Annotated in this window: 5 protein-coding genes and 1 pseudogene; 2 read left to right on the top strand and 4 right to left on the bottom strand. The window is 62.2% G+C overall.

The genetic code is table 11. The annotated features are described in order from the left end of the window. Positions 1 to 183: 183 nt before the first annotated feature. From QZY07_RS26835 to mobI, 3 genes are all read right to left on the bottom strand, one after another. Complete coding sequence (locus QZY07_RS26835; RefSeq protein WP_295409458.1) at positions 184 to 1,191, bottom strand: Rpn family recombination-promoting nuclease/putative transposase; 1,008 nt, start codon at positions 1,189 to 1,191, stop codon at positions 184 to 186. A gap of 35 nt (positions 1,192 to 1,226) precedes the next feature. After that, complete coding sequence (pglW, locus tag QZY07_RS26830) at positions 1,227 to 5,390, bottom strand: BREX system serine/threonine kinase PglW (protein WP_295409455.1); 4,164 nt, start codon at positions 5,388 to 5,390, stop codon at positions 1,227 to 1,229. 577 nt (positions 5,391 to 5,967) lie between these two features. Next, positions 5,968 to 6,555 (bottom strand): conjugative transfer protein MobI(A/C), encoded by a 588-nt coding sequence (gene mobI / locus QZY07_RS26825; protein ID WP_295409452.1) that lies wholly within the window; start codon positions 6,553 to 6,555, stop codon positions 5,968 to 5,970. A 636-nt stretch (positions 6,556 to 7,191) separates the two neighbouring features. Here mobI and QZY07_RS26820 point away from each other — a divergent pair. After that, positions 7,192 to 7,662, top strand: a complete 471-nt coding sequence (locus tag QZY07_RS26820; RefSeq protein WP_295409449.1) for a hypothetical protein — start codon at positions 7,192 to 7,194, stop codon at positions 7,660 to 7,662. 58 nt (positions 7,663 to 7,720) lie between these two features. On the opposite strand, the pseudogene QZY07_RS27645 reads toward QZY07_RS26820, so the two are convergent. Beyond that, positions 7,721 to 7,939: pseudogene (locus QZY07_RS27645) on the bottom strand (hypothetical protein); the annotation flags it as partial. Positions 7,940 to 8,183: 244 nt separating this feature from the next. On the opposite strand from QZY07_RS27645, the gene QZY07_RS26815 reads away from it, so the two are divergent. Further along, the gene (locus QZY07_RS26815; RefSeq protein ID WP_295409446.1) at positions 8,184 to 10,535 is read left to right on the top strand and encodes a VIT domain-containing protein; all 2,352 of its coding nucleotides are present in this window, start codon (positions 8,184 to 8,186) and stop codon (positions 10,533 to 10,535) included. The last annotated feature ends 566 nt before the right edge of the window (positions 10,536 to 11,101 follow it).

The following is an 11,101-nucleotide window of genomic DNA, read 5'->3' as shown; positions in this document are numbered from 1 at the left end:
CGGTGCGCCCGGCGTCGCGGGCGGCCTGCCAGTCCGTCGTCAGGCGCTCCCTGTAGTCGGCGTGAGTGGCAAAGCGACCGCGCAGATCGCTCTCCAGATCCCGGACCTGGACCTTCAGGTCCGCCAGCAGTTTGGTGCGATGAATCATGGCTACCGTTAGGCGAATTTCGAACTTGACCAAGTTCAATGCGGAGGTGCGGAGGGCGGTTCGAACAAGGCCGCGACGGAATCGACGGTGACGGCACGGCGGATGAGCGGACGCAAGGCGTCGGCGTCCAGTTCGGCGAGACGCTGGCGGAGACGCTGATCGACCACGCCGAAACGCGCCTCCAGAATGCCGATCACGGCGGCGGCTTGTCCCTGTGCAAAGCCTTGGTGGACGCCTTTTTCAATCCCCTGCTGAATCCCCTGCTGAATCCCCTTTTCGATCCCGCGTTCGATCCATTCTTGAGCAACGGTCATGTGTAAAGCCTCCTCGCGTGCGGGCTTGGCGGCGGCCAGCGCGGCGCGAAACTGGGTTTCGGTGATGGCGTAGTGGCGCACAATATAGACCAGAACCTGCCGTTCCAGTGCCTCGCCGTCGGGGAGATCGCGGAGGATGCGGGCGAGGTCAGCCGGCGCCAGATCGCGTACGAAAACGGCGCATAGGGCACCGAGCGCGGCGCGCACGGCAGGATCGGCGGAACGCTCGGGATAGGGCATCGGCCCCAGGTCACGCACCTGATAGCGCAGATCGCGCAGCCACTCCCGCACGTCCGGATCGGCGTCGAGACAATCCAGAATCGAGGTCGGGACGCTCCAGGGCTGACGGCCATGATAGAGCACCAGGGGCAGGATCGGCGGGAGCCGCCGCAACCGCGTGGCGCGGCCTTCGGCATAGCGGGTCCAGATCCGTACCAGATAGCCGAGTAGTTGCAGCGGGGTGCCAGGATCGGGCGCGCTTTTGTGTTCGAGCAGCACATAGAGCAGCGCCGGCTTGCCGCCGGTGAGCGTGACCTCATAGAGCCGGTCGCTCTGGGTGTCGCGCAGATGCTCATCGATGTAAGTGCCATCGAGCAGGCGTGGGGGATCCTCCGTCAGACGCGCGGCCAGCGCGGCGGGGAGTTGCTCGCGCAGCAGGATCGCGGCCCGGCGCGGATCGTCGAGCAGGGCGCGAAAGAGGGCGTCATGGTGATTGGTGGGCTTGGGCATGGTGTCGCGACATCGCTTATGGCACTGGGCGCGGTTTAAATACGGTGGGCGTTTTCGAGCCAGGCGCGCGGAATACGACCGTAATCCGTAGTGTTGATGGTCACCGGAACGGCTTCTCCATCCAGCACGGGACGGTTGTCCGGTGTCAGCGGACTGGCGATCAGGGCAATCAGCGGCGGACGCTGGCCAAACATGCAGGCCTCGGCCAGCCTGGCGAACAGCGGCATTCGCTGCCACCGGGCCGCCAGACCGAGATTCACCAGTAAGCCCGGTTGATCGTCCCGCAGCAGTTGCGCTTCGACTTTGGGCCAGACTTCACTCAGCACGGTCGCGAAGTTCTGCGCATCCACCGAACCCGCCGGCGCGGCATCGGCGGCCAGCAGGGTGTTCCAGTCCACCTCCCATTCCTGGGCCTGCGCCTCAAGCAGGGTGAGCACGACTTCGTCGAAGTCGATGACCTTCAGACCAAAACGCTGCGACAGTTCGCGCTGCGCGAGCGAGAGCCCCTTGGGATCGACGGACAGCGTCAGTAATTTGCCGCTGCTCAGGGTGTGCTTGATGCGTTCGTCGATCTGCAGCGCCGCCTGCACATCCGGCGCGGTGGCGGTGCGCGGGCGGTGATTGGTGCCGAAGCGGGTGATCTGTGTGGTGCCCGAAATAATGCCCGCCGAATCGAGCGTGACGAAGGCGCGCCTGGCGCTGTCCCACTGCACTTCCAGACCGGCATCCTTGAGCAGTTGCTCCAGTTCGACCGGACCGGGCAAGGGCGCGGCCTCGGGGTAACGGGCAAAGATCCGGCGCCGGATGGTCTCCAGATCGAACTGACGCAGACCGAGCAGCGAGTTGGTGGCCAGCTTGACGGCACGCGCGGCGGACAACTGGGCCGGATAGAACTCCAGGCGCGAGGACAAGGCCGCTTGCCGGGCGCACGCGGCCGCCAGGCGGATCAGCCGCTCAGCGCTCAGCCCCGCATCACCCGCGGGCGGCGGAAGGCACGCCAGGGTGTCGGCCACCTGCTGTGACGAGGGTAGCGGATCCTGTTGCGCCAGGCGGTCGGCCGCCTCGCCCAGCGCCACGGCGTAACTGGCACGGATCTCGGGAGACGAGGGAGACAGTCCTGCCGCACCGCTGCTGGCCAGGGTGGCGACCACCAGATCCTCGACTTGAGGAGCCTCGATCAGCGGTCGAACGGTTGCGTCGCGCGTCACCAGTTGCCAGCGGGGCGTTTGCTTGGTGCGCTCGACGGTGATGACGGCTCGCGTCAGCGCTTCGGCCTCGCGATGCCGGGCCGCGCCTGTTTGCACGCTGCCGCGCCGGGCCAGGAGTGCGGTGGCGATCTCGCCAACCGTCGCGATGCCCCCCAGCCCGGCCAACGCAAGGGCTACGTCGTCTCGCAGGTGGGTGACTTCCGGCTGGCGCGACATCCGCTCGGCCATCGCATGCAACAGATCCTCTGGCAGCGGTGAGGCGTCTGCCGGTGCGCTCACGCCAAGCCACGCCTCCAGGGCCTGGAGTTGTGCGTCGTCGCCTTTCCTGGGCACGAGCAGGGCGGCCGCCGCATCCACCGACAGTTTGGCGACGGTGGTGTCGGCGGGCTGCTCGTCCCTGGCCGCGCCCCCGCTGAATTGTTGCCGCAGCCGGTCAGCAATCTGGTGCAGTTCGCGCGCCACGGCCAACGCAATGCCACGGTGCCGGTAGAGCCGATTGCGCGGCACGTCGGCCAGATCGCCCGCCGTGGCCAGTGCATCATGGCCAATCCGATCGAGCAGTTCGAGGTGGCGAGAATCCAGTTCCAGCGACCCCAGTGGCGTGCTCGGCGTGATGCCGCCGTCGATGGCCGTCGAATCGTCTCCGAAGGACAATTCGATTTGCCGTGTTGGTGTCGCGTGGGCCGTGACGGGTCGCGAGACGTTCTCGAACACCGTGCGCCATTGGCGCAGCATCTGCTCGGCATTGTCAAAGCGCTGGCGGTGGTCGCGGGCCAGCGCCCGGACAAAGAAGTCGAGCGCTGGCTTACGAATCGACGCATCAAAGCGTTCTGAGTCAAGCACGATCTCTGATGTCAGGGTCGCCGGGTCGGCGCTGCCATCGCCCCATTCGGGCAGGGTGCCGGTGGCCATTTCGTGCAAGGTCAGGGCGCAGGAGTAGCGCTCGGCATACCCGTCCCAAATGCCGCGTTTGCGCAGGAACGGGTCCATGTAGACCCGCGTTCCCGCGTTCAGGTCGGTGGCCGGAACACCCGCCAGCGAGAAGTCAAACAATGTGAGGGTGAGTCGTTTACCGGTCCCTGGGCGGATGCCGATGTTGTCTGGCTTGATGTCGCGGTGGGGCACGCCCTCGCGCTCCAGGTACTCCAGAACGGAAATCAGCTCCTCGCCAAACCGCCGCAACAGGTCCAGGCCCAGGCGACCCTCCTGGCGCAGACGTTCACCCAGCGTTTCCTCTCCCGCCGAGGACAGGAACAAGGTCGCCAGGCCCGCGATTTCAAAGCGTTCAAAGCACTGGACGATGTTCTGGTGGGGCTGAAGCCGCACTAGCGTTTCGGCTTCGCGCTTGAGTCGTTCGTTGTATTCCGGCGCCAACGCGATCTTGAAAACGCCCTGGCGCGGTTGCCCTGCGCCTTTGCGACGGACCTCAAGGGCCAAACTGGTGCCGCCTTTACCGAGTCGCCGAATCACGTCAAAACCGTTGAGATCATTACCGGTGTTGGCCTCTAACGGGGACGCCAGCGGCGACGCGGGTGCGGTGAGAGCGTCTTCGAGGGCTTCTTCCGCCTTGTCGAGTGCGGCCAGGAATTCGTTGGTCGAGCTGAAGCGATCATCGGGTGAGGGCCAGGTGGCAAACTGGATGAGTTCTTCGATTTCGGCCAGACACCCATTGACCATCGCCGACAACGTGAGTCCCGGTCCTTGTTCGCACTTAGCGATCAGTTCGTCGCCGCTGATGGCCGGAGGCTCGCCCGCGAGGACGAAATACGCGATGGCGCCGAGCGAAAAGAGATCCAGCTTGCTGGACTCTGGCCGGGGCGCGTTGCGGGCTTCTGGCGCAAGGTAGATCTCTTGAGCCACGCGATCCGAGAGCATCTCGATATGAAGCGTTCCGGTCGTCTCACCCTCCGCTTCCTGCAACTGCCGTGTGGCGATCTGCCAGTCGAAAAGGGTGACGTCGAAGGAATTGGCGCCGACAGTCCTGACCAGGATGGTCTGCGGTGACAGGCCCCGGTGGCAGAGACGGTAGCGATGAGCCGCATCCAGCGCTTCGGCGATCGCGCGGACGAGCTTCAACCGCTGCCAAAGATCCAGGTGTTCCCCTTGCGCCCGGATGAAATGGTCGAGTCGCTGAAGTCCTTCGTCGTACTCGAAGATCAGGGCAGGCCCATGCTCGCTGTCGATGAAGTCCGATGCGCGAAGAATGCCCGGATGGCGGATGCCTTCCAGCAACTGAAACTCGCGGCGAGCGGCGTCGGCGAGCATAGAGCGCTGTGCGGCAGTGAGCGTGCGCTTGGCGGTGTAGAGACGAACGCGACGGCGCAGATTGGTCAGCGAGACGTGCCTGGCCAGCCAATCCTGGTGAAAGTCGGTCTCGGCAAGCACTTGTTCGAGCTGGTAGTCGCCGACGCGCCGGCTCTGCTGCGGCGGACGGATGCCAATGGTTTCCAGCGCCCGGTTGATCGCCGTCGCCAGATCACGGTCGATGGGCTGCGCGCTGGCGACTGGGGCCGTTTCATCGAAGAGTTTGTTGGCGATGTCCGCCCGCAGATGCACGTTTTCGCGAGCAGGGCCGGTGAGTTTGCAGCGTTGCGCCGGGTCTGACAGGAAGACCAGGGACTGGATGTAGGGTGTGCGACGTTTCTGAATGGTCAGTTGCTTTCGCAGCAGCGATGCGAGCTTCTTTGCCTTGCGGTTCGTCAGCAGCAAAGGGTTGTCGTCGAAATATTCTCGGGTGCCGTCTCGCCAGATCCAGGTGTGCGAATCGCCGCCGACTTCGCCAGGCCGGCTCTTGATCTCAACGAGGAAGATGCTGTAGCGCGAAATGATCAGCGCATCGACTTCGTTGATGCTTCCGTCGTCCGCGATAAACTCGAAGTTGCTGTAGGCCCGGAATGGTTCGCGGTTTGGCAGCACACGCTGAATGAAATCGAGCGCATCCTGCTCCCACGGAAACTGGGACGGCGAAATCGTCTTCCAGCGCCCGCTCATTGGCGACCTCCGATCACGGTGGGGCGACCAGTACGGTATTGATTTAACGTACCGAGCCTTCCTTTGGTTTGTCTGGTGGAAGAGGAATGTCAGTCGCAATCTTGCGATGGCTAGACGGGTTCCGGGCTTTCATCGCCGGGAGCCAGGGCGGCACTTCGGACGCCATACTAAAGTGTCCTGGACAGGCGGTCCACTTTACTCATCCAGTTTCGGCACGGGTTTATGCTGACGTTGGCCGACCGGTTCCGTCAGCGTGTCGATTTCCCGAAATCCCTGGGAAGTGTCGAAACGGGATCACACGATGTTCCCGCCATCGGATGCCGCGGATCAAGAGCATTCGCGACATCCGCATGGAGGATGCTGTCGTCATCAGCCCGAACACCTGCGGATTGCATCGGCGGAACGGTTCAGGGCGAGCCGCCTGGACCGGCGGTCAGCGTAGCGCACCAGACAGGCTCGTTGATGCTGTCCCGGCGCCAAGACCGGTCGCGGCGAAACCACTCGCTGACGACACATGGCCGGCAGGTCAGCGAGGCCAGCGTCATCCTCAAGACGACGCGGCCATGACGGCACTCGCTCATGCCTCGTTCGGATCGTCCAATGAAGCAAAATTCATTGTTTTGAGCGGCGCTTGAACTTCTTGCTCAATCAGTCTGAAACGCATCCGAATGTGACTGAGATGCGATTGAATCGTGCGCAGTTGCGCAAATCGCGGTTCATGACGATCGATTAAGTCTTTCTCCCAGTCCGTGAGATGACCAAAACTTCTGATTGAATAGCCATGACGAATTTTGCCATCGCGATCCTTGCCGCGCTTGAGATAGTGCGTGCGCTTTAGTCCTTTAACGCGATACCACTCAATCTGAAACATGCCAGGCCCTGACTTTGCGCTACGGCGGACTCGCACACTGATACTGCCACGCGCTTCGGGCGGATACGCTCGCTGTGCATTCAGCATCTTTTCAATATACTGGCGCATGGACGCTTCGGCTTCCTCCTGCATCGCATCGAGAATCGCAATGCTGCGCGAGATAAATTCAGCGTTCAGGTCTCGCAAGGCGTGCGCGATCCAATCCTGCCGCGTTTTCGGTTCGGTCTGTTGCTCGACCGCCTGTTCGCCATTCGATTCGCACATCCAGTTTCCACCCATGATCGTCTCTATCACGTTTCTCCCCATCTGTTTTCATCCCCCCTGTTTCCACCTTACTGCACGGGTGGAACTGAGGGACGCACCTACCCACAACCTGTTTTTTGCACGGTAACGCCGTCGCCAAATCAGCCGATGAGATCGATCCCGCCACCGTCTGTCCTGGGGGAATAAAGCTTGAGCATCCGCACAAACGGCGCAAATCGTGCGGGGGCCGTCCCGTGCAGCGGCAATCGCCCCTTGGTTTGATCGGATCTGACAGACCGATGCACGGTGCATCGGTGCTGTCATAGGATGTTTAATGCAGCAATCTGCGTCTACATGATTCAATCGACTGAACGCATCGATTGATCGATCTTCATTAAAAATGACGAGCATTGATTCAATCGATCAAGCGATGTCTGCCGATCTTATCAAAGATGACGTCAATAATCATCGGTGGAAAAACCGATAGCGTTATTTTTGGCGTGCTCTCGCAAAGAGACGCCGTCTCTGCCATCATCATAGGACGGCGCGATGACGCCGAATGACGATGGCGTCAGACGTTTGACAAGCCGTGACGGGCGTTGCAAGCGTTGTGACATCGAGCGTGACGTGATGCGTGTCTGCATTGACACAACTGTGACATTTGTTTGACTGATGGTGGACTCTGCAATGAAACATGATATGCCGAATGATCCCGCTTCAAGGAAGCTGTTTTTTGATACGCTGGAGAAGCAGAAAACGCTTAATCGATCGACATCTCAGTCATTTATTGAACGGTATCGGGATTGGATTATTGATGGATTGAAGGCGGGTTATTCCGTGGCGCAGATGTATCGGGGGATGTCAGAACTGGGGCTGATGACGTCCACAGGAAAGCGGCAGTTTTATCGTGACGTTGCGCGAATCAAACAACAGTCAATCCTGCCATTCGATCGCTCGGGAACACCGACGGTCAGACCGGCGGTCATGCCATCGACCAGCGCCGATCCGTCAGCAGGTGGCCTTCCGATTCTTCAGAATACGTCGGCGGCCAGTCAAGCGGCCGGTGGCAATTCAGATGCACCTCGACAGGAGGTGCCGGTGTTCAAGCTGAAAACCTTTCAGTGGAATCCCGAAACGGCGATCGATGACCTGCATTGAGGACTGATGGATCGATGCGTTGGTCCATCTGAGGCGCGGGTTGATCGGTGACCAGCCGTCACCGTGTGCTCCGCCGTGATGGACTGGGTTGACGGTGGTGCGACATTCTTCTGGGCGCGCTCAAGGTCATCTTGCGTGCGCTCGATCCATCGCCCCAAGCACCGAGCGGACCGGCGCCAGAACGCGCGCGACGATCACGCCAGGGGTTGCAGGCGGTCCTGTGGTCGAGCGAGGGATAGAGGGCCGGGGTTCCTCGCGGATTGAAGCGACCGCCGTGCCGTGCGGCCCCATCGACCGATCAGGAACCTCAGCCCGCCCGTTGACGGCGCTGGTCACCTCGGCGCATTCATTGTCTCGGACCATTTCAACGGGTGTTCGAGGACAGGTCTTGAGCATGTCTCGGCGCGTGGGTCATCGACCCAGACACCTCGTGCTTGACGCGCATTTTATGACAGTCTTGATGTACTAAAGAACTGTGCTATATTCGCACCCCATCCTGAATCCTCGGCGGGCGTAGCCACATGCTTTTCCCGATTCAATCACCCCCAGATCCCATCTGCGTCCTTCAGGCGACCGCGATCCGTGGTCGATTCGAGGGACTGCTCGGCGAGATCCGGATCGAGCAGACCTTCGCGAATCAGGAAGATCTGAACATCGAGGCGGTCTTCACCTTCCCGATAGCGACCGGGGCGGAATTGCTGAACCTGGAGATCCAGATCGCCGAGGAGGTGTTCGAGGGACAGGTGCGACTCCGGCAGGAGGCCGAGGAGACCTATGAGGAGGCCATCCATGGCGGCGACAGCGCCATCCTGGTGCAAAGGGTGGGACCCGGTCTCTTCACGGTGAACCTGGGCAACCTGCAACCCGGCCAGACCGCGCGGCTGCGCTATCGCTATGCCCTGCTCTCGAGCTGGAACGATGACTGGATGCGCCTGCTGTTCCCCACCACGCTGGCGCAGCGTTACGGCAAACCCAGCGCGGCCGGGTTGGAGCCGCATCAGGTACCGCTGATCGCCGAGGAGGCGCATCACCGCTTCAGTCTCGATCTGGAATTCGGCGGCGCGCTGCGCGAAGCGGTCGTGGACTCGCCCTCCCATGCACTGCGGGTCACGGCGGAGGGCGACTTCCAGCGGGTGCGGCTGGCGGACGATCTCGCGGACATGGATCAGGATCTCGTCATCCGTCTCCAGGTTCCGCCACTGTTGCGCGCCTCCACCGGTCTCTACGCGCCGGACGGAGACGGCTGGATCGTCCTGGCCAGCCTTCAGCCGACTCCGCCTGAGTTCATCGATCCAGGCGGTCGCGATTACCTGTTGATCGCCGATCGCTCAGGGTCCATGAAAGGGGACTCGATCGCCCAGACCCGCGAGGCCCTGCTGACGATCCTGGATCGCCTGAACCCGACCGATCGCTTCAATCTGATCTGCTTCGGCACTGAGGCATACGCGCTGTTTCCCGACTTGCGGCCGGTTCGCCCGGACACCCTGGCGCTGGCGCGCAAGCAGATCATTTGGTTCGACGCCGACCTCGGCGGCACCGAAGTGGGAAACGCGCTGCGACTGGCCTACCGACAACGCCAGCACCAACCGCTGGATATCCTGCTGGTCAGCGACGGCCAGATTTGGGATGAGGAGGACGCCGTGATCGAAGAGGCCCGGCGCTCCGGAAACCGGGTCTTCACGGTCGGGGTTGGCTTGGCGGTGGTCGAGGAGTTGGCGCGCGGGCTGGCGGCAGCGACCGGAGCCGCCAGTGTGCTGGTCCATCCCAACGAGGCCATGGCGGACTCCATCGTGCGCCACTTCGAGCGCACTCGTTACCCGCGTTTGGAGGTCTCGCTGACCTGGCCGAGCACACCCGCCTGGCAGTTGCCCGCCGAGATCGGCGCGGTCTTCCCAGGCGATACGCTCCATCTGTTCGCCTGGCTGCCCGAGCGACCCCAAGGGCCAGTGACGCTGCAAACGCGGACGCCGTCCGGCGAGCACGCGACGCACGTTCTGTCTCTGGATCCATGGCCGGTCGCCGAGACCGGCGACACCCTACCGCGACTGGCCGCCGCCCGGCGTCTCACCACCCTGCCCAAGGCGGAGGCCGCCCAACTGGCCCTGGACGCACGGTTGGTGACGCCCGAGACCCCGCTCGTGATGGTCGTTGCCCGACCGGACGGCGCGCCGCCCGAGACCCTGCCGCAACTGCGCGTCGTTGCCCATCAAAAGCCCGTGCAGCGGGTCCGTGCCAATGCCTCGGATCCTGGTGGACGTGTGGTGGGTATGATCCCGCTGTTTTACCGGAGTACGGATGACGGCCATAGCGGTCCGTCCTGGATGTTGATCGTCGACGATGACGAGGAGGATGACGATGGCCGCGAGACGGCTGACGAGGCCCAACCGACCGACTCACGGGTGACCTCGATCGATGACAACGGCGAACAGAACGATATCCTAGATTTTCTTAAACCTTTCAATCATCGGCAGCGGCGGCGTCGCGAGGCGTTGCAGCGGAAACATCGGTTGGAACCCAAGGCATCCATCCTGACCGCCGCCAGCCTGCTCCGATGGTTGGAGTCAAGTGTCGCACGATCAATGACGAGGGCGACGTCCTGGTTCCCGGACCTGGACATGCTGGAGCGTATGGGACTTCCGCCGGACCTGCTCGCCACACTGCACACCCTCGTCACCGAAGGCGAGTCGGAGGAAGCCGTCCTGGCGGCCCTGTTCGAGACCCTGCGGCGACATGGAGCCACCAGCGCCTGTCAACCCCAGACCAAGGCTGCCGTCCCGGTTCGTTGCAGGCACCCGATCTCGGCGGAACTCATCGCGCGGATCGAGCCGCTGGTGCTGGCCTGGTGCGCGTTGGGGGGTGATGGCGTTGACTGAGGCGGAAGACAGGAATCGATCGTTATCCCTGCGATCGTTCATGGGATCGCCGAGTCGCACTCGGCAATGCCACCATGGACTGGTGACGAAGCTCCGGCTTCGTCACCCGTGAGAAGAAGCTCCGCTTCGCGAATCGGCCGTCCACGCCGACGCATCATGAAGCGGAGCTTCATCGCATGGATCCCGCCGCAGGAGCTGCGTGACCAGAAAAGCGGGAAGCTATTGCTGGATTTCCGGTGGTCGACCTCGGCCCCGGACCGGAACGTTTGAGCTTGCGTAGAGCGGCGATGAATGGCCACGGCGGACTATAATCAGACTTTTATCGACACCTTATGACTCACGTTTCGGAGTTCAAAATCGGCGCAAAACTGGCTTTAATCGTTTGTTTATAAAGGATAATGGCCTCAAGAATGGTAAAATGTCAGGTGCTTGAATCATGACAACCACTCAAGAGGCCACACTGAAGACTCTCACATCCCAGACGTCACTGCCAAGTCTGACCAGCGGCTTCCTGACCGAGACGCAGACCCTGGCGGATAACCTGTTCGCCGATCTGTGGCGCAGCT

Origin of the sequence: uncultured Thiocystis sp., assembly GCF_903866365.1 — a bacterium.
Classification (GTDB): Bacteria; Pseudomonadota; Gammaproteobacteria; order Chromatiales; family Chromatiaceae; genus Chromatium.
This window is presented reverse-complemented; position numbering and strand designations above follow the sequence as displayed.

What these genes read in the sequence shown, in the direction of transcription:
- QZY07_RS26820 (WP_295409449.1), top strand. Translation starts at nt 7,192, where the DNA reads ATGAAACATGATATGCCGAATGATCCCGCTTCAAGGAAGCTGTTTTTT.
- QZY07_RS26835 (WP_295409458.1), bottom strand. Translation starts at nt 1,191, where the DNA reads ATGCCCAAGCCCACCAATCACCATGACGCCCTCTTTCGCGCCCTGCTC.
- QZY07_RS26815 (WP_295409446.1), top strand. Translation starts at nt 8,184, where the DNA reads ATGCTTTTCCCGATTCAATCACCCCCAGATCCCATCTGCGTCCTTCAG.
- pglW (WP_295409455.1), bottom strand. Translation starts at nt 5,390, where the DNA reads ATGAGCGGGCGCTGGAAGACGATTTCGCCGTCCCAGTTTCCGTGGGAG.